This window comes from Pantoea sp. paga, assembly GCF_007558755.1.
Classification (GTDB): Bacteria; Pseudomonadota; Gammaproteobacteria; order Enterobacterales; family Enterobacteriaceae; genus Pantoea; species Pantoea agglomerans.
Genome location: NZ_VLTF01000009.1, coordinates 103,182 through 122,606, shown reverse-complemented (window position 1 = coordinate 122,606; position 19,425 = coordinate 103,182). Strand labels below are relative to the sequence as shown.

The 19,425-nt window shown below is 55.5% G+C and carries 17 protein-coding genes; 8 read left to right on the top strand and 9 right to left on the bottom strand.

Features of this window, described 5'->3' with window-relative positions; all coding sequences use genetic code 11:
• Positions 1-84: 84 nt before the first annotated feature.
• From der to FOV68_RS20035, 3 genes are all read left to right on the top strand, one after another.
• On the top strand, positions 85-1,575 hold the full coding sequence (der, locus tag FOV68_RS20045; RefSeq protein WP_010257536.1) for a ribosome biogenesis GTPase Der: 1,491 nt from the start codon (positions 85-87) through the stop codon (positions 1,573-1,575).
• Between the two features lie 62 nt (positions 1,576-1,637).
• Positions 1,638-1,859 carry a zinc ribbon domain-containing protein gene (locus FOV68_RS20040; RefSeq protein ID WP_031594238.1) on the top strand — a complete coding sequence of 74 codons (222 nt, stop codon included), beginning with the start codon at positions 1,638-1,640 and terminating at the stop codon, positions 1,857-1,859.
• Between the two features lie 312 nt (positions 1,860-2,171).
• On the top strand, positions 2,172-4,613 hold the full coding sequence (locus tag FOV68_RS20035; protein ID WP_143991405.1) for a glucose/quinate/shikimate family membrane-bound PQQ-dependent dehydrogenase: 2,442 nt from the start codon (positions 2,172-2,174) through the stop codon (positions 4,611-4,613).
• 274 nt (positions 4,614-4,887) lie between these two features.
• On the opposite strand, the gene FOV68_RS20030 is transcribed toward FOV68_RS20035, so the two are convergent.
• The 3 genes from FOV68_RS20030 to xseA all read right to left on the bottom strand — a co-directional run bounded on the left by FOV68_RS20030 (position 4,888) and on the right by xseA (position 7,715).
• Positions 4,888-5,220: a protealysin inhibitor emfourin gene (locus FOV68_RS20030; protein ID WP_010671321.1), complete on the bottom strand. Its 333-nt coding sequence runs from the start codon at positions 5,218-5,220 to the stop codon at positions 4,888-4,890.
• The gene (locus tag FOV68_RS20025; protein WP_010257519.1) at positions 5,217-6,230 is read right to left on the bottom strand and encodes a M4 family metallopeptidase; all 1,014 of its coding nucleotides are present in this window, start codon (positions 6,228-6,230) and stop codon (positions 5,217-5,219) included. The genes FOV68_RS20030 and FOV68_RS20025 overlap by 4 nt, the downstream gene beginning before the upstream one ends.
• Before the next feature lie 111 nt (positions 6,231-6,341).
• Entirely contained in the window at positions 6,342-7,715 is a 1,374-nt protein-coding gene (gene xseA / locus FOV68_RS20020) for an exodeoxyribonuclease VII large subunit (protein ID WP_143991441.1), read from the bottom strand.
• 168 nt (positions 7,716-7,883) lie between these two features.
• Here xseA and guaB point away from each other — a divergent pair, with 168 nt between their 5' ends.
• The 3 genes from guaB (at position 7,884) to FOV68_RS20005 (ending at position 12,082) form a co-directional block, all read left to right on the top strand.
• The gene (gene guaB, locus FOV68_RS20015; RefSeq protein WP_039390792.1) at positions 7,884-9,350 is read left to right on the top strand and encodes an IMP dehydrogenase; all 1,467 of its coding nucleotides are present in this window, start codon (positions 7,884-7,886) and stop codon (positions 9,348-9,350) included.
• Positions 9,351-9,418: 68 nt separating this feature from the next.
• Entirely contained in the window at positions 9,419-10,999 is a 1,581-nt protein-coding gene (gene guaA / locus FOV68_RS20010; RefSeq protein WP_010671325.1) for a glutamine-hydrolyzing GMP synthase, read from the top strand.
• A gap of 309 nt (positions 11,000-11,308) precedes the next feature.
• Positions 11,309-12,082, top strand: a complete 774-nt coding sequence (locus tag FOV68_RS20005; protein WP_031594025.1) for a DUF3750 domain-containing protein — start codon at positions 11,309-11,311, stop codon at positions 12,080-12,082.
• A gap of 30 nt (positions 12,083-12,112) precedes the next feature.
• Here the strand turns inward: FOV68_RS20005 and FOV68_RS20000 are convergent, their stop codons facing one another.
• The gene (locus tag FOV68_RS20000) at positions 12,113-12,292 is read right to left on the bottom strand and encodes a hypothetical protein (protein WP_022624131.1); all 180 of its coding nucleotides are present in this window, start codon (positions 12,290-12,292) and stop codon (positions 12,113-12,115) included.
• Between the two features lie 193 nt (positions 12,293-12,485).
• Here FOV68_RS20000 and FOV68_RS19995 point away from each other — a divergent pair, with 193 nt between their 5' ends.
• Together FOV68_RS19995 and FOV68_RS19990 are read left to right on the top strand one after the other, a co-directional pair.
• Positions 12,486-12,731: a hypothetical protein gene (locus tag FOV68_RS19995; protein ID WP_143991404.1), complete on the top strand. Its 246-nt coding sequence runs from the start codon at positions 12,486-12,488 to the stop codon at positions 12,729-12,731.
• Between the two features lie 20 nt (positions 12,732-12,751).
• Positions 12,752-13,249, top strand: a complete 498-nt coding sequence (locus FOV68_RS19990) for an AlpA family transcriptional regulator (protein ID WP_134161081.1) — start codon at positions 12,752-12,754, stop codon at positions 13,247-13,249.
• A 3-nt stretch (positions 13,250-13,252) separates the two neighbouring features.
• On the opposite strand, the gene mgtE is transcribed toward FOV68_RS19990, so the two are convergent.
• The 5 genes from mgtE to ppk1 form a co-directional block, all read right to left on the bottom strand.
• The gene (gene mgtE, locus FOV68_RS19985) at positions 13,253-14,686 is read right to left on the bottom strand and encodes a magnesium transporter (protein ID WP_010671330.1); all 1,434 of its coding nucleotides are present in this window, start codon (positions 14,684-14,686) and stop codon (positions 13,253-13,255) included.
• Between the two features lie 140 nt (positions 14,687-14,826).
• The gene (locus FOV68_RS19980; protein ID WP_010671331.1) at positions 14,827-15,012 is read right to left on the bottom strand and encodes a YfgG family protein; all 186 of its coding nucleotides are present in this window, start codon (positions 15,010-15,012) and stop codon (positions 14,827-14,829) included.
• 101 nt (positions 15,013-15,113) lie between these two features.
• Entirely contained in the window at positions 15,114-15,728 is a 615-nt protein-coding gene (gene tehB, locus FOV68_RS19975; RefSeq protein ID WP_010671332.1) for a tellurite resistance methyltransferase TehB, read from the bottom strand.
• A gap of 41 nt (positions 15,729-15,769) precedes the next feature.
• The gene (gene ppx / locus FOV68_RS19970) at positions 15,770-17,296 is read right to left on the bottom strand and encodes an exopolyphosphatase (protein ID WP_010260078.1); all 1,527 of its coding nucleotides are present in this window, start codon (positions 17,294-17,296) and stop codon (positions 15,770-15,772) included.
• Between the two features lie 5 nt (positions 17,297-17,301).
• Positions 17,302-19,362 carry a polyphosphate kinase 1 gene (gene ppk1 / locus FOV68_RS19965; protein ID WP_010260075.1) on the bottom strand — a complete coding sequence of 687 codons (2,061 nt, stop codon included), beginning with the start codon at positions 19,360-19,362 and terminating at the stop codon, positions 17,302-17,304.
• Between the last annotated feature and the right edge of the window lie 63 nt (positions 19,363-19,425).

Sequence of the window (19,425 nt, the reverse complement as noted above, 5' to 3'; positions counted from 1 at the left end):
TTGCGCCTTAAGCCTGAACTTGACGGCCAGAGCCGTTATAATCACGCCATTCGGGCGATTAATTATTTATTGAGGCATTTTGTTATGGTACCTGTGGTCGCGCTGGTTGGGCGTCCCAATGTGGGAAAATCTACGCTATTTAACCGCTTAACCCGCACACGTGATGCGCTGGTAGCGGATTTTCCTGGACTGACTCGCGATCGCAAATATGGTCGCGCCGAAGTGGAAGGGCGCGAATTTATTGTTATTGATACCGGTGGTATCGACGGCACCGAAGAGGGTGTTGAAACGCGGATGGCCGAGCAGTCACTGCTGGCGATTGAAGAAGCGGATGTCGTGCTGTTTATGGTCGATGCGCGTGCGGGCATGATGGCCGCCGATCAGCAAATCGCTAAGCATCTCCGTTCCCGCCAGAAAGCGACTTTCCTGGTGGCCAACAAAACTGACGGGATGGATCCTGATCAGGCGGTTGTGGACTTCTATTCACTGGGCCTGGGCGAGATTCACGCCATTGCGGCATCGCATGGTCGTGGTGTCAGCAGCCTGATAGAAGAGGCACTGCTGCCATGGATGGACAAAGTTGAGACGGTCGAGCTCACGGAAGAAGAAGAGAATCAGGCGTACTGGGCTGCGCTTGAAGCTGACGAGATTGCTGAGCAGGAAGCCGCCGAGGAAGAAGAAAACTTCGACCCGACGGGCCTGCCAATCAAACTGGCGATTGTTGGCCGTCCTAACGTAGGTAAGTCAACGCTTACTAACCGTATTCTCGGTGAAGACCGCGTGGTGGTCTACGATATGCCGGGCACCACCCGCGACAGCATCTATATTCCGATGGAGCGTGATGGACGTGAATACGTTCTGATCGACACGGCGGGCGTGCGTAAGCGTGCCAAAATCTCTGACACCGTAGAGAAATTCTCGGTGATCAAGACGCTGCAGGCGATTGAAGATGCCAACGTGGTGATGCTGGTCATTGATGCCCATGCCGGTATTTCCGATCAGGATCTGTCGCTGCTTGGCTTCATTCTCAACAGTGGTCGTTCGCTGGTGATTGTGGTCAACAAATGGGATGGCCTGTCGCAGGAAGTGCGTGATGAAGTGAAAGAGACACTGGACTACCGTCTGGGCTTTATCGACTTCGCCCGCATCCACTTTATCTCTGCGCTGCACGGCAGCGGCGTCGGTAATCTGTTTGAGTCGATCACTGAAGCCTATGACTGTTCGACGAAGCGTGTAAACACCTCGCTGCTGACCCGTATCATGAATATGGCGGCAGACGATCACCAGCCACCGCTGGTGCGCAGTCGTCGCGTTAAGCTTAAATACGCGCATGCCGGTGGTTATAACCCGCCTATCGTGGTAATCCACGGTAATCAGGTTAAGGATCTGCCCGATTCTTACAAGCGCTACCTGATGAACTATTTCCGTAAATCACTCAACGTGATGGGAACGCCAATTCGTATTCAGTTCAAAGAGGGTGATAACCCTTATGAAGGCAAACGTAACCTGCTGACGCCAACGCAGCAGCGTAAACGTAAGCGTCTGCTGGCGCATATGAAAAAGAACAAGCGTTAAGAATAGAGGGCCATCTGGCCCTCTTTTTTTTGCCCTGAATAAACCGGAGCAGGGAGAAAATAGTGACTATTATTTGCGAAAAATGTCAGCAACCGCTGTCGCTCAGTGATGGTGAATTTATCTGTATTACCTGCGGTACGCATTACCCCGCACAACCCTGCTGTCCGGAGTGTCATCAGCCGCTTGAGGTGCTTAAAGCCTGCGGCGCGGTGGACTATTTTTGCCGGAACGGACATGGTCTCATCTCCCGCAAGCGCGTCCTTTTCCAGCCGCCAGGTCACTGACGTCGCTTTCAGCTACGCTTAAAACGTCTGAGAGTGCAGAGCGACGACTGGCTTATTTTGTAGCAAAAATGCTATTGCGCCGTAACAAATGGGTTGTAGATGTTCACTCTGTAATGTACCAGGTGGTACAATCCTGCCGCGTCGTGGGAGGGGCCAGCCACATCCGTGTTCTTCCGGCCCATCGATCTCACGGACGCGGGTCTGTTTATATTTGATTTGAAACCGAGCGGTGCCCGGCGCGGACTGACTTAACGCGCCGGCGTCCGGATGGCATCTGTCCGGGCGCTCTGTTTATTCAGGAGAGTAAGTATTATGGCTGAAACATCCTCCCGCTCCGGAAAGGGGCTGGGAATAGCATCCGTGCTGCTCGGACTGGTGCTGCTTGCCACCGGTCTGTTTTTTGCAATTGGCGGCGGCAAACTGGTTGCACTTGGTGGCAGCGGGTACTTTTTAATTGCGGGTATCGTCACTGTACTCTCCGCAATTCAGTTCTTCCGTCGCAAATCCTCGGCAGTGGTTCTGTTCCTGCTGGTCTTTGTCGGCACCCTGATCTGGTCGCTGTTCGACGCGGGCCTGGAGTTCTGGCCGCTGGTATCACGCCTGATGGTGCCTGCCGGACTGATGCTACTTGCCTTCCTGATCTGGCCTTCACTGCGTAAGCATGAAGGTAAGCACTCACTGGCAAAACCCTCTTATGCGTTCTCTGCGCTGCTGGCGGCAGGCATGGTTGTTACGCTGGTGCAGATGTTCCAGCCACATCCTACCGTTGCAGGCACGGGCGAAGAGCTGCCGCTGATCCCGGTAGATAAAGCGAAACAGCAGAAAGACTGGGATAACTACGGTAATACCCCTCAGGGCAGCCGCTTTGTGGCGCTGGATCAAATCACCCGCGACAACGTGAAAGATCTGCAGGTGGCCTGGACTTTCCGCACCGGTGATATCCCTGTCAGCCCGACCGGCAACGGCGCAGAAGATCAGCAGACACCGTTGCAGATTGGCAATACCCTTTATCTCTGCACACCGCACAACAACGTCATCGCCGTTGAAGCCAACAGCGGTAAGCAGATCTGGAAACGTGAAATCAATGCCAAAGCGGAAGTCTGGCCGCGCTGTCGTGGTCTGGCTTACTTTGACGCCACGAAACCGCTGCAGCAGCCAGTTAAGCCGGGGTCTTCACCTGTGACTGCCGCAGTGTTGCCAGCCGGTGACAGCTGTCAGCGTCGTATTCTGATGAACACCATCGACGCGCGTCTGATTGCGATCAATGCTGACAACGGTGAGTTCTGTGAAAACTTTGGCGATCACGGCATCGTTGATCTCAAAGCGGGCATGGGCAAGGCACCGGATCCGCAATATCAGCTGACCTCAGCGCCAACCCTGGCTGGCACCACTGTGGTGGTCGGCGGTCGCGTAGCGGATAACGTGCAGACGGATATGCCGGGTGGCGTGTTGCGTGGCTTTGACGTTATCACCGGCCAGATGCGCTGGGCGTTTGACCCAGGCAATGTTGACCCGAATGCGATATTGATGCCGGGTAAAGATTATACCCGCAGTACGCCAAATTCATGGGCACCGATGTCTTACGACCCGGCAATGAACACCGTGTTCATTCCAATGGGCAGTTCGTCGGTTGACCTCTGGGGTGCGAACCGTACTGAACTGGATCACAAATATGGCGCATCGGTTCTGGCGCTGGATGCCACGACCGGTAAAGAGAAGTGGGTCTATCAGACCGTGCATAACGATCTGTGGGACTTTGACCTGCCGATGCAGCCAAGCCTGATCGACTTCCCGCAAAAAGATGGCACTACCACACCAGCGGTAGTGATTGGCGGCAAAACCGGCATGATCTTCGTTCTTGACCGTATGACCGGCAAGCCGCTGACCAAAGTCGAAGAACTGCCGATGCCGCAGGGCCATATCCCGAACGAGCAGTACACTAAAACGCAGCCACACTCGACCGGGATGCCGCAAATTGGCAACCAGACGCTGAAAGAGTCTGACATGTGGGGTGCCACGCCGTTTGATCAGCTGGCCTGCCGCATTGGCTTCAAATCCATGCGCTATGATGGCCTGTTCACCGTGCCGGACACCGACAAGTCTCTGAGCTTCCCGGGTTCGCTGGGCGGTATGAACTGGGGCAGCATGTCGGTCGATCCGAACAACCACCTGTTGTTCGTCAATGATATGCGTCTGGGTCTGTGGGTTCAGATGATCCCGGCTGATACCAGCAATATTGCGCGCGGCAGCAACGGCGGCGAAGCGATCAACACCGGTATGGGTGCCGTTCCGCTGAAAGGTACGCCATATGCTGTAAATAAAAATCGCTTTATGTCACCGCTGGGTATCCCATGTCAGAAACCGCCATTTGGTACGCTGTCGGCGATTGACATGAAAACGCAGAAAATCGTCTGGCAGGTGCCGGTCGGCACGGTGCAGGATACCGGACCATTCGGTATCAAGATGCGCGTGAAAATGCCGGTTGGCATGCCAACGCTGGGCGGTACGCTGGCCACGCAGGGCGGACTGGTGTTCATCGCAGGTACGCAGGATTACTATCTGCGCGCCTTTGACTCTTCAACCGGGAAAGAGGTGTGGAAAGCACGTCTGCCGGTGGGCAGTCAGGGTAGCCCGATGAGCTACGTCTCACCGAAAGATGGTAAGCAGTACATCCTGATCTCGGCAGGTGGCGCACGTCAGTCACCGGACCGTGGTGATTATGTGATTGCTTACGCGCTGCCAGACAGCAAGTAACAACGCTTAATGAAAAGGGCCGACATTGTCGGCCCTTTTTTACGGAAAAGTCTTGCCTGGTTTGCTGTAAGCCCGAGCATGCTCAGGGAACACGGTCAGATCGGAAAGTCGCAAAATCGTCATCCATGACTGCTCGGCCCGCGCCGTCCATGGCGCGGGACGCTTTCCTCCTCTGAACGTGTTACCTTCGCTTTAAGCTCATTTGTCGCTAACAGATGAACATCGGATTATCAGCAGTCTGAGGGCCGACATAATAGTCGGCCCTTTTTTTTGCTTATTTACCGTCGCGCCACAGCGCCTGCAACTCAGGCGGCGCCACCTGTTCCGGAATCAACAGCACTATCGTCCCGACCTCGCGGTGGGTTGCATACTGAATCTGGATGCGAAAATAGCGCTGGTCGCCACTGCCCACCTGCGCGGCTTTCTCCTCGGGTTCACCCAGCGGCATCGCCTGCTGCAGCGCATGGCAGACGCGCTCTCTTTCTGGCGGCGGCAGATCGCCCAGCATAAAGCGTCGTTCGGCGCGTAGCCCCGGAATAAAAGCCATGCCGCCTTCACGCGCGACGATGATGGTGGCGTCATCAGTGAGTTCGGGCAGGTCACTCATAGCACGCCAACCTCCTTCCACGCCTGTTCAATGGCACTGCCAACCGATTCATTGAACCGTTTTTTACCATGCTGAACGGTGAAGCGGGCAAAGGTCTTAAAGTCAGCATCCTGTGGCAGTTCGTCGTCACACACCGTGTCATACCAGGCATATCCCGCCTGTTCCCACGCATAACCACCCAGCGCTGTTGCTGCCAGATAAAAAGCCCGGTTAGGAATACCGGAATTGATATGAACCCCGCCATTATCTTCGCGTGTCTTCACGTAGTGATCCATGTGCGCCGGTTGCGGATCTTTGCCCAGCATCGGGTCATCATAGGCGGAACCAGGTTCAGACATTGAGCGCAGACCACGCCCATTGATGCCGCTTGCCAGCAGGCCTTCGCCGATAATCCAGTCCGCCTCATCGGCACGCTGTTTTTTACTGAACTGTTTCACCAGCGAGCCAAACACATCTGACAGCGACTCGTTCAGTGCACCAGCCTGCTCAAAGTAGATCAAGCCGGCTTCATTTTCCGTCACGCCATGCGCCAGTTCGTGCGCCACAACGTCAATCGCGATGGTGAAGCGATTAAAGATTTCGCCGTCACCATCACCAAATACCATTTGCTGACCGTTCCAGAAGGCGTTCTGGTACTTGTCACCGTAGTGCACGGTACCGAGCAACTTCAGCCCCTGATTATCCAGCGAGTTACGCTGATAAGCCTGCCAGAAGAAGTCATAGGTTACGCCAAGATAGTTCCAGGCTTCCTCAGCCGCCACGTCGTCATTGCCGGGCTGGCCCTCCTGACGAATCAGCTTACCTGGCAGGGTCTGCTGACTTTGCGCATCATAAATTTCACGATCCACGTGGCCGCCTGCCGCGGTTTTTGCCACCGGCTGCTTTTGCCAGTGTTCCGCCATCAGGTGCTGAACGTGTGTCAGGGTGCGACGCGCCTGCTCCTGCTGGTGGCCGGAACCGTGCGCGATGATTTTGCGAAGGATATAGGGAGGAATAACGCAATAAGCCATCTGAAACTCCTTGGCATTAGGAATGTGCCAGAAAGTATAGACCCGTCAGGCGGGTTAGACCTCATTAGTGAGGCCAGCGTTAAGTGTAAAAGTGTGAGTTGACGGGCAGAGTCAGGAGACGGTTTTGCGGCGGCGCTTTTTCTCAGGCAGTAACTGCGTCACCTGGCTTTCAACCCAGCCATCATCAAGACGGGTACGGAGCAGGTCGCCGCTCTGGAGCTGTGCGGTTTTCTTCACCACCTGTCCGGCGGTGTCGGTGGTCACGCTAAAACCACGCGCCAGCGTCGCCAGCGGGCTGACGCCTTCCAGCTGCGCCACCAACTTACCAAAGTGCTGTTTGCTGGTGCTCAGCTGTTTTGTCATGCTCTGCTGCAGGCGGTAGTGCCAGCTTTGCAGCTGTTTTTGCGCATCGAACAGCCGCTGCTGAGGCTGCTGGGAGTTGAGCCGATGCGACAGGCGATCCTGCTGACGCGTAGCGTGACGCAGGCGGGTTTCCATCGCTTCTCCCAGACGCTGCTGCAGGCGAAACAGGGCGGTCTGCTGACGGGCCAGACGCAGCTGCGGATGCTGCTGTTGCAGACGATGCTCAAGGCGGGAGTAAAGCCGCTGCTGACGTGCCAGGTAGTAATCCATCGCCATCTCCAGCCGCTGTTGCTGTGACTGCAACTGACGCAGCAACTCCAGCTGGTTACGGCTGACAATTTCAGCCGCGGCGGAAGGGGTGGGTGCGCGTAAATCGGCGACGAAATCGGCAATGGTGACATCGGTTTCATGACCCACCGCGCTGACGATGGGAATGTGGCTGGCAAAAATGGCGCGCGCCACGCGTTCATCGTTAAAGCCCCACAAATCTTCCAGCGAACCGCCGCCGCGTCCGACAATTAATACGTCGCACTCGTTGCGCAGGTTGGCGATTTCAATCGCGCGGACGATAGCCGCTGGCGCATCGACGCCCTGAACCACGGTCGGATAGATGACCACGGGCAGGGAGGGATCACGGCGATGCAGCACGCGTAACACATCGTGCAGCGCCGCGCCGGTGGAAGAGGTGATCACCCCGACCTGACGCGCCGGTTCCGGCAGCGGTTGCTTATGCTGCGGATCAAACAGTCCTTCGGTGGCCAGTTTTGCTTTCAGCAGTTCAAACTGCTGCTGCAGCAAGCCTTCACCCGCCGGATGCATACTTTCGGCAATCAGCTGATAGTCACCGCGTGGCTCATAGAGAGTGATGTTGGCGCGCACCAGCACCTGCTGACCATGCTGCGGACGGAAGGTGACGCGTCGGTTGCTGTTGCGGAACATAGCACAGCGAACCTGAGCGCCATCATCTTTCAGCGTGAAGTACCAGTGACCAGATGCCGGTTGCGTGAAGTTGGAGATCTCGGCGCTGATCCAGACCAGGCCCATCTCTTTCTCCAGCAGCTGACGCACTGTCGTATTGAGACGGCTGACGGTAAAAATATTGGCGATGGGTGGCAGCGACATGTGACGAAGATCAAATTCCAAATCAGCAGGTTAATTCATCGATACTACAGGGCTGTCAGTGCGGATCAAGAGTTTTTCGTAAATAATGCTGGAGGCAATCGATTACGGCCTGTATAATGCCGCGGCAATATTTTATCTATTCTCAATCACCCGAGGTGGAGTATTGCCATGTTAAGAATCGCTAAAGAAGCACTCACTTTTGACGACGTTCTGCTCGTCCCTGCACACTCCACCGTCCTGCCTAATACGGCCGATCTCAGCACCCAGCTGACCAAAAATATCCGTTTAAATATTCCTATGCTTTCCGCTGCCATGGACACCGTGACCGAATCGGGTCTGGCGATTGCGCTGGCACAGGAAGGCGGCCTTGGCTTCATCCATAAAAATATGTCAATCGAACGCCAGGCGGACGAAGTGCGCAAGGTGAAGAAACATGAAAGCGGCGTGGTGACTGAACCACAAACCGTCCTGCCAACCACCCCACTGGCTGACGTTAAAGCGCTGACCGAGCGCAACGGCTTTGCGGGCTATCCGGTGGTTAACCGCGACAACGAACTGGTGGGTATCATCACCGGTCGTGACGTGCGCTTTGTCACTGACCTTTCACAGCCTGTCTCTGCAGTCATGACCCCGAAAGATCGTCTGGTGACGGTAAAAGAGGGCGAAGCCCGTGATGTCGTGCTGCACAAAATGCATGAAAAGCGCGTTGAGAAAGCGCTGGTGGTAGATGACAGCTTCCATCTGCTGGGCATGATCACCGTTAAAGATTTCCAGAAAGCCGAACGCAAACCTAACGCCTGTAAAGATGCGCAGGGTCGTCTGCGTGTCGGTGCGGCAGTTGGCGCCGGTGCAGGTAACGAAGAGCGTATCGATGCGCTGGTTGCAGCGGGCGTTGACGTGCTGCTGATTGATTCTTCACACGGCCATTCTGAAGGCGTGCTGTCACGTATCCGTGAAACCCGTGCCAAATACCCGGACCTTGAAATCGTTGGCGGCAACGTAGCCACCGGTGCCGGCGCACTGGCGCTGGTTGCGGCAGGTGTCAGCGCCGTTAAAGTGGGTATCGGCCCGGGCTCTATCTGTACTACCCGTATCGTGACCGGCGTGGGCGTTCCGCAGATCACTGCCGTCTCTGACGCAGTTACCGCGCTGGAAGGCACCGGTATTCCGGTGATTGCCGATGGCGGTATCCGTTTCTCCGGTGACATCGCGAAAGCGATCGCCGCCGGTGCGTCCTGTGTCATGGTCGGTTCGATGCTGGCGGGGACCGAAGAGTCACCGGGCGAGATCGAACTCTATCAGGGCCGTTCGTTCAAATCCTATCGCGGTATGGGTTCACTGGGCGCGATGTCTAAAGGCTCTTCTGACCGCTACTTCCAGACCGATAACGCCGCTGACAAACTGGTACCGGAAGGTATCGAAGGTCGCGTGGCCTATAAAGGCCGTCTGAAAGAGATCGTGCATCAGCAGATGGGCGGCCTGCGCTCGTGCATGGGCCTGACCGGTTGCCCGACCATTGATGACCTGCGCACTAAGGCGGAATTTGTCCGCATCAGCGGCGCCGGCATCAATGAGAGCCACGTGCATGATGTGACCATCACCAAAGAGTCACCGAACTACCGCATGGGTTCATAATCCCGATTTCCCGCCCGGCTTCAGCCGGGCGCTTTTATTGATCAAGTCACCGTTCTGGAAAACCCTCAATGACGACGGAAAATATCCATAAGCATCGCATTCTGATTCTCGATTTCGGCTCACAATATACTCAGCTGGTTGCACGTCGCGTGCGCGAGCTGGGCGTTTACTGTGAACTCTGGGCATGGGATGTCACCGAAGAGCAGATTCGCCAGTTCAACCCAAGCGGCATCATCCTTTCCGGTGGCCCGGAGAGCACCACCGAACTGAACAGCCCGCGTGCGCCTGAATATGTCTTCAGCGCTGGCGTACCGGTGCTGGGTGTCTGCTACGGTATGCAGACGATGGCGATGCAGCTGGGCGGCACCGTTGCTGGCTCAACCGAGCGCGAGTTTGGTTATGCGCAGGTTGAAGTGACGACGCCAAGCGCCCTGGTTCGCGATATTGAAGATGCGATCAGCGCCGCTGGCAAACCGCTGCTGGATGTCTGGATGAGCCACGGCGACAAAGTCACGGCGATCCCGGCTGACTTCGTGACCGTTGCCAGCACAGAAACCTGTCCGTTCGCCATCATGGCTAACGAAGAGAAGCGTTTCTACGGCGTGCAGTTCCACCCGGAAGTGACCCATACCCGCCAGGGCCTGCGGATGCTTGAGCGCTTCGTTATCGACATCTGTGAATGTGAAGCCCTGTGGACGCCAGCCAAAATCATTGAAGATGCGGTTGAACGCCTGCGTGTGCAGGTCGGCAACGACAAAGTGATCCTCGGCCTGTCAGGTGGTGTTGACTCCTCCGTGACGGCAATGCTGCTGCATCGCGCCATTGGCGACCGTCTGACCTGCGTGTTCGTGGATAACGGCCTGCTGCGCCTGAACGAAGCACAACAGGTTATGGATATGTTTGGCGACCACTTCGGCCTCAACATTATTCACGTTGAAGGCGAAGCGCGCTTCCTCGACGCGCTGGCAGGTGAGAATGAGCCGGAAGCGAAACGTAAAATTATCGGTCGCGTCTTTGTGGAAGTCTTCGATGAAGAAGCGCTGAAGCTGCAGGACGTTAAGTGGCTGGCACAGGGCACCATCTATCCGGATGTCATTGAGTCTGCGGCCTCTGCAACCGGTAAGGCGCACGTCATCAAATCGCATCACAACGTCGGCGGCCTGCCGAAAGAGATGAAGATGGGCCTGGTTGAGCCGCTGCGTGAGCTGTTCAAAGATGAAGTGCGTAAGATTGGTCTGGAGCTGGGCCTGCCTTACGACATGCTCTACCGCCATCCGTTCCCGGGTCCAGGTCTGGGCGTGCGCGTTCTGGGCGAAGTGAAGAAAGAGTATTGCGACCTGCTGCGCCGTGCCGATGCCATCTTCATTGAAGAGCTGCATAAAGCGGATCTCTATAACAAAGTCAGCCAGGCGTTCACCGTCTTCCTGCCGGTACGTTCAGTCGGTGTGATGGGTGATGGTCGCAAATATGACTGGGTTGTCTCGCTGCGTGCGGTGGAAACTATCGACTTTATGACCGCACACTGGGCGCACCTGCCGTATGATTTCCTGGGTCGTGTCTCTAACCGCATCATCAATGAAGTCGACGGCATCTCCCGCGTGGTGTATGACATCAGCGGTAAGCCACCAGCGACGATTGAGTGGGAATAACCTGGCCTCAGCCAGTTAAGCCCTGATAATTCTGAAGCCCGCTCCCCAGCGGGCTTTTTTATTGCTCTGACCGTGCGCAGACTCGCTGTTTTAACCTTTCAGCGCATCCAGGTCCATCGCTGGTGTTTTCATGTTCACTTTACTGTGAATTACGCTATCCTCCATGCAGTAAAAGCCCGCAACTGACGTCAGTGGTGTCCCGCTCTTACCCGCCGCTTTCACCGATCGTCCGTATCTCAAAGCCGCCGCTTACTGAAACCGCCTGCTGAACAGGCGATTCGCGATTCTTACGTCACCAGGAATGTTGTCATGCTCTCACTTAAAGTGTTCAGCCTGTTTTTTGTTGCCGTACTGCTGCTATCGCTGGGAGCCAGCATTGCGCAGGCGACGCGTCACAGCGAAACCGCAGAGCCAGGCGGCTGGGCGACCGCCCGACGTGATTCGTCCGGGATAGCACCCGACCCGCGCGCTTTATATAGCCTGGCTATTGTACAGGTCTATGCTGCGCCGACCTATGGCTGGAAAGGGGCGGTGGCGGTGCATCCGTGGATCATCTTCAAGCGCGCAGGTGAAACGCGATTCACTCGCTACGAAGTGATTAGCTGGGGCAGCGGCGATAAAGTCCGGCGCAACACCAACCTGCCTGATGGCTACTGGTATGGCGCAAAACCGCGGCTGCTGGTGGAACATCGCGGACCGGAAGCAGAAGCGATGATCCCGCAGATTGAAGCCGCCATTAAATCCTATCCGTGGCCGACAACCTACCGCGCCTGGCCAGGACCGAACAGCAACACCTTCCTGGCGCATATTGGCCGCGAAGTACCCGCTTTAAGGCTTGATCTGCCCGCTAACGCGCTGGGTAAAGATTACCGGCCACTGTGGCGTCCGGTCGGGCTGCCGCCATCCGGGCGCGGCCTGCAGGTGTCGATTCTGGGTGTGGCGGGAGTGACGCTGGGTGCAGAAGAGGGATTTGAAGTGAATCTGCTGGGTCTGAACATGGGAGTCGATTTCACACCGTTCCGGCTGCGTCTGCCGTTTATTGGCGGCCTGGGAAATGACAACCTTCAGCAGGATAAGCCCTGACAGTCTGGCCCCGTCAGGGGCCGTTTCACCTCAGCACACGCCAAAGTCACCCTCTTCGTGATAGAGATTGACGCTCTCTGCTTTCACTTCGATCTCTTTTTTCGCTGCATCATCAACGCGTGCACACCATAAGGTGTCACCTTCGACGCGCAGCACCTGCATTTTCGGGCCGCCGGTTTTCGACTGAACAAAATCCTCTGCTTTAAACATATTGCCTCCGTTGTTAATCGTTTCTGCTGCCAGATGACTTCTGGCGCTGATCGTTTTTTGTGTGACGTTTTCCAGTTTATACCCTGACTGTTTTACTGCGAGAAAAAGTCTGCGCATGCTGAGCCGCACTAAGATAATTTCATCGAGTTGTCAGTTGACAACTTATCAATTCAGCGTCAGGATAGGGAAAAACATGGCAAGGAAGCGGCATCCCAACAAAGAGATCGAAGCGGCGTTACGTTACGCCGAATCCCATGGCTGGCTGGTCGTCACGGGAGGCCATCACGCCTGGGGCAAAATGTACTGTCCGAAAAATCTGTTGATGTGCCGATGTGGGGAGTTTTGTCTGACCTGTATCTGGAGCACACCAAAAAACGCACATCAGCATGCCCGTGCGCTGCGGCGCGTGGTCGACAACTGTCACTATCTGAAGTCCTGATGCAGCACAAGGAGAAGCATATGGAATATTGTTTCACATTACGGTTCAGCCTGCCGGAAGGGCACGCGCCGGTGGATGAACTGCTGGAAACGCTGGCAGCGGCAGGCTGTGATGATGCGCTAATCGGCCTGGGCATGCCGGGCAGAATTGCACTGGAGTTCACCCGCGAGTCTGACTCCGCAATGGATGTATTGAAACAGGCAGAAGAGGATGTGCTGCGTGCGATACCGGGTGCCACGCTGGTGGAAGCCGCACCCGATTTTGTGGGATTGACGGATGTGGCGGAGATCATCGGCATGACGCGTCAGAATATGCGTAAGCTGATGCTCAGCCACCGCCCGCCGTTTCCGCTGCCGGTGCATGACGGTAAAACCGCCATCTGGCACTTAGCGGATGTGCTGGAGTGGCTGAGTCAGCGTGGTAACTATACGCTGCCTGCGGCGACCCGAGAGCTGGCACAGGTAACGCGGCAGCGCAATCTTAACGGGTCGCTGCAACGTTACGGCCTGCAAGCCTGACGATTAGTGCGGCAGCAGGAAGATCGTCGCCAGCCCCAGGAAAATAAAGAAGCCGCCGGTGTCAGTAAGGGCGGTGATCAATACGCTGGAGCCGACGGCGGGATCGCGATTCATTTTAGTCATGACCAGCGGCACCAGCACGCCCATCAGCGCGGCCAGCAGCAGATTCAGCGCCATGGCCAGCATCATAACGCCGCCCAGCGCCATATTGTCATACATCAGCCAGGTGATACCGCCCATGATGCCGCCCCAGAACAGGCCGTTGATCAGCGCCACGCCAAGCTCGCGGACGATCAAAAACGAAAAGTTGCCCGGTTCAACCTGATGTAAGGCCAGCGCCCGCACAATCATGGTGATGGTCTGATTACCGGTATTGCCGCCGATACCCGCGACGATCGGCATCAGCGTGGCCAGCGCCACAATTTGCGAAATCGTCCCTTCAAACAGCCCGATAACCCGTGAGGCGACAAAGGCGGTGCAGAGGTTAATCGCCAGCCAGGCCCAGCGTTTACGTACCGATTTACGCACCGGCGCAAACACATCCTCTTCCTGACTGATCCCCCCCATTTTACGAATGTTGCTTTCGTTTTCGGCATTCACCAGGTCGATGATGTCTTCAATGGTCACGCGGCCAATCAGCTTGCCTTTGGCGTCGGTGACGGCGGCAGAAATGAGGTTATAACGTTCAAAGGCGCTGGCTGCGTCTTCGGCCTTATCATTGAGCTGGAAGGTGGTAGGGCGCGCGTTCATCACGTCGCTCACCAGGGTTTTGGGTTTGTTAAGCAGGATGTCCGTCAGCAGCAGCTCGCCCAGCAGCTGATTATCTTTATTGGTGATAAAGAGTTTATCGGTACCGCCCGGCATGCTTTTGCGCTTGCGCAGAAAGCGTTGCACTGTTGCAAGCGTGACATCTTCACGCACCGTCAGGATATTGAAATCCATCACCCGGCCCACGCGGTCACGGTCAAGCTGCACCATATCGAGCATGCGGGCGCGCAGGGCGGGCTCCACAGTTGCCAGCAGGCGTCCGGTCAGGTCACGTGGCAGATAACGCGCCAGCCAGACCTGATCGTCGATATCCAGCGGCTGGATAGCGCGCAGGATATCGCGGTCGCTCATCTCTTCGGTGAGGCTGGCCCAGACCGTTTCAGACGCTTCAACCAGCACATGGCCGCGCCGCTCGTTCGGCACCAGCCGCCACAGCGCCTGACGTTCTTCTTCGGGCAGGGCTTCGAGAATATCCGCGAGGTCAGCGGCATGCAGTTGCAGAATGTCCTGTTCCAGCGCGTCACGCTGGGCCGCATTTTCACGTTGCTGTTCAGGATTGAGATCGCCCGATTTCTCCAGCAGGGCATCAACCAGATCGTGCTCGCTGAGCAGCAGCGTCAGAATGCGATGACGTATTTCACTTAAACGTTGAGAGTGAGAGGCAGACACATTGGATCCCTTAAGTCTGAAAGCACCAGCACGAAGTGTAGCGTTTTGCCTGAAAAAGGGATGCAAAAAAGAGTCCAGTTATCTGGATAACGTTTAAGTTTCAGGTGCGTTTCAGGCGAAATGTCGTTATTGGTTATTCGCTATCGCGTATCGCCTGATGTTATGGCAACCGGTTCAGGAATAGCTTTCTGTTGCTGATGATGCTCGAAGGCAGCAGGCAGGATAAAAATCAGGCGACTAAAAAGAATGATAAAACTAATCAGCAGCACAATGCGGGTCATGGTGCCGGTTTTTTGACGTCTTCGGGGAGAAATAGCGCTGTTCACGCGGGGTGGTTCCTGTAATGACCCCATCTGGGGCGACTGCAATATTTAGTCACAGTCGCCTGATGAAATCAATCGCTGTTGAAAAAAACAGCAGATAAAGATCAGTAACTCGCTTTTTGCGCCAGCAGCGTCGCAAACCGACAGGTGATGCGGTTGCCATTTTCATCTGTGCGATGCAACTGACCGGGGTGCTCGTTGTACTTCACGATGTGCCAGTTGCGGTAGTAGTGGCTGAGCTCGCCTGATTTAAACGCAAAGGAGAAATCAGCCGGGCAGGGCATATCGTCCGTGTTCATTGCCGCTACGATCAGGTTAAAACCGTCTCTGACCGTACAGGCTTGCATGTCGGCAATCAGCTGCGGAATGGTCTGCGGCTGCAGAAACATCATCACCACGGTCGACAGCACAAAGTTGAAGCCGCCATTAAAGCGCGTGTTGTTCAGGTCGCGCTGCTCGGTATGAATGCCGCTGAGATTTTCCTGCGCAATAATCTCCTGCAGGCGCGCCAGGCTTTGCGGATTATGATCCCACGCCGTGACGTCAAAACCGTGCTGATTCAGAAACAGCGTATTGCGTCCCACGCCACAGCCAAGGTCAAGTGCCTTGCCGACGTTAAGCTGGGGCAGCGCCGCAACCACTTCGGAGTGGGGCGGCGTTAAACCATAGGTTTCGGCAAAATAGTTTTCGCCTGAAAGTGGTGCGGTTGGTTGTGTCATATTCATCAATTCAGTTAAACGGGCGCCAGGCGCCCGGGTTGTCAGACTTCTTCTTCGAGGATCAGTTTCCATCCCGTGACGTCATTCCAGTAAACCTGCTCCCGTTCAAGATCGAGCTGAACCAGGTTGTTCTGCGTGAAGTAGCCCGCCGGAAAGGTCAGCGTCCAGTGGCCGTCATCGCATTTCAGGGTTAACGCCTCCGGACGCGTGGTGGCCTGTCGCTGATTATTCAGCAGGGTACCCAGGCGCAGCAGGAAAATCAGCGGCACAAACTGCTTTTTCTTGAACAGCGTCACGCGCGGCAGCTCATCAAGCTTTATCGCTTTACGATGGAATCTGACCAGCGCCGCCAGCAGCATCTGCTGATCCTGATTGAAGCCCGGCAGGTTGGTGTTTTGCAGAATATAGGCTGAATGGCGTTGCAGGCCGCTGTGATTAATGGTCAGGCCCACTTCGTGCAGCATCGCCGCCCATTTCAGCAGTGCGGCCAGTTGTGGATTCGCCAGTTTCTGATTCTGCTCGCGCCACTGCAGATAAAGCTGCTCGGTGGTGTCGAGCACGCGTCGTGCCTGATCGCTGTCGATGGCGTAATGGTTTGCCAGACTCTGTGCCGTACGGCTGCGAATATCCTGATGGCGGAAACGGCCCTCCATCTCATAGAGCACGCCTTCACGCAGCGCACCGTCGGAGAGGCGCAATTCGCGAATGGCCAGCGCATCAAAGACGCCGCACAGAATCGCCAGCCCGGGTACAAACACGCCTTTACGCTCTTCCGACAGACCCGGCAGGCTGAGTGCAGCAAAGGATTTGTGTTTCATCACTTCGTCATAGAGCTTTTCAAGGCGCTCAGGCGTAATCAGCTTCTCTTTTTCATCCATCGCCAGCAGCACTTCGCAGGCGGCTTTGATGGTGCCGGACGCGCCCAGCGCATATTGCCAGCCATGCAGACGATATTGCCACGCCAGCGTTTCCAGCTTCTGCGCGGCCGCTAAACGCGCGCGACGGAAGTTTTCACGGCTGATTTCACCTTTCGGGAAATAGAGCTGGGCGAAACTGACACAACCCATGCGTCGGCTCTCAACCAGTTGCGGTTCAAAATCCTCGCCAATGACCAGCTCGGTTGATCCGCCGCCGATATCGATTACCAGCTTGCGGCCTTTCTCCGGCTGGGTATGTTCAACGCCCATAAAGATCAGGCGAGCCTCTTCATGGCCCGAAATCACCTCTATCGGATAAGGGATCACCTCGGCCGCACGTTGCAGGAAGGTTTCGGCGTTGACCGCCTCGCGCAGCGTATGGGTACCGACAATCGTCACGTTGCTCGGACTGAACCCCTGCAGGCGCTCGGCGAACAGGGCCAGGCAGGCTAACCCCCGCTCCATCGCTTCCTCGCTGAGGTTGTGCCGGGCATCCAGCCCGTCAGCCAGATGGACGCGCTGCTTAAGGCGGCCCAGTACCTGCATCGCACCATCGACAACCCGCGCAATCACCATATGGAAACTGTTCGAGCCCAGGTCAATCGCCGCAAACTCCTGGGGTTTTGGCGTACTTTTATGAGAAATTGGCATAGGATTTATTCAGGTTGTTCCAGTTTCTTGATGTAATCATAAATGGCCAGCTGCGATCGCACTTTACGACGATTGCCGCGCTGGACGTAATGGTTACTCAACTCTTTATCCACGATGCGGGCTTTCACCGTATCACTCAACTGAATAGCAATAATGTCGAGTATGCGCTGCCGGATGTGGGGATCGAGAATCGCCACTGCCACTTCGATACGGTAATCAATGTTACGTGTCATCCAGTCAGCGGAGGAGAGGAACACCTTCTTATCGCCGCCATTCTCAAAAATATAGACGCGATCGTGTTCCAGATAACGGTCAACAATACTGATGACACGAATATTTTCACTGATCCCGGGCAAGTCAGGGATTAATGAGCACATTCCGCGCACCAGAAGATTGACCTTCACCCCTACGCTGGAGGCTGTATAAAGCCGATCAACCAGACCTTTGTCCACCAGATTGTTGATTTTCAGAGTAATGCCGCAGGGCTTATTCTGCTGCGCATTAGCAATTTCGGTGTCGATTAGCTCATACAACATCCGGCGCGAGTTCTGCGGCGAGACCATCAGATGATCGAACGTCACGGGCCGGTAGGGATTCTCAATAAAGTTGAACACCCGACGTACTTCATTGGTGATGCGCGCATCCGCGGTCAGCAACGAGTAGTCCGTATAGAGACGCGCGGTTTTCTCGTTAAAGTTGCCGGTACCGATATGCGCGTAGCGCACAATCTCTTCGCCTTCGCGGCGTGAAATCAGGAACAGCTTGGCGTGGATCTTCAGGCCTGGTGCGGAGAAAATGACATGCACGCCCGCTTCAGTCAGGCGTTTCGCCCAGTAAATATTGGCTTCTTCATCGAAGCGCGCCTGCAGTTCCACCACCACCGTGACTTTTTTACCGTTATAAGCGGCATGGATCATCGCATCCATGATGCGGGAATGTTTAGCAACGCGGTAGATGTTGATTTTGATCGCCAGCACGCTGGGGTCGAACGACGCCTGACGCAGCAGCTCCAGCACATGCTCAAAGGTGTGGTACGGGTAGTAGAGCAGTACGTCGCGATTGCGAATCGCATCGAAGCCGTTGCGGAAACCATCAAAGCCGATGTGGCGAATCTGCGGCAGCGGGCGGTTCACCAGGTTGTTTTTGCCGACGTTCGGGAAGCCGATAAAGTCTTTGAAGTTGTGGTAGCGGCCGCCTGGCAGGATGGAGTCCAGGTTTGAGATGGAAAGCTTGTGGCACAGCAGCGACACCATCGTGTCGGGCATATCGCGCTGGTAGACGAAACGCACCGGTTCCGCCGTCAGTCGCTGCTTCAGGCTGGAGGACATCAGTTCCAGCAGGCTCGACTCCATCTCCGTGACCAGGTCGTACTCGGCGTCACGCGTCATTTTCATTGAATAGGCGTTGAGCGCGTCGTAGTCGTAGAAGCCTTTAAAAATGTCATCCAGGCAGTAACGTAAGATGTTATCCAGCAGGATCATCGGCTTACGGCGGCGCGGTGGCTCTGCCGGTAAATTGATGAAACGCGGGACTTTGTCGGACGGAATTTCCAGCAGCGCATACTGAATATTGTCACCGCGAATTATCTCTACCGCCAGATAGGTGTAGTCATCTTTTAGGAATTCGGTCAGATCCGTTTCATGGGTGATCAGAATCGGCGAGATATGCTGACGCAGCTCGTGCTTGAAGTAGTGGCGCAGCCACGCCTGCTGATTGGATGAGAGCTGACGTTCGTTGATCAGGAAGATCTGGTTACGTGCCATCTCCAGCAGCAGATCGTTATATAGCGCATCAAACTCCTGATCGGACTTCATCACCCGCTGCTGAATTTTCTTAAACAGATGGCGTGGCGTACTGGCGGAACCCTGCTCTTCACCAATCAGAATGCGGCGTTTGAGGTCGGCAAAACGCACTTTATAGAATTCGTCGAGATTATTGGAGTAGATACCCAGAAAGCGCATCCGCTCAATCAGTGGATTGCTTTTGTCTGCTGCTTCCTGCAAAACCCGTTCATTAAAGGATAACCAGCTTAATTCTTTTTCAATATAAAGCTTTACCTGACCCATTCTCACTCCATTTAGCGGTTGCAGGACTGAAGATCCAGTATCCACCAACATTATGGCGAGAGT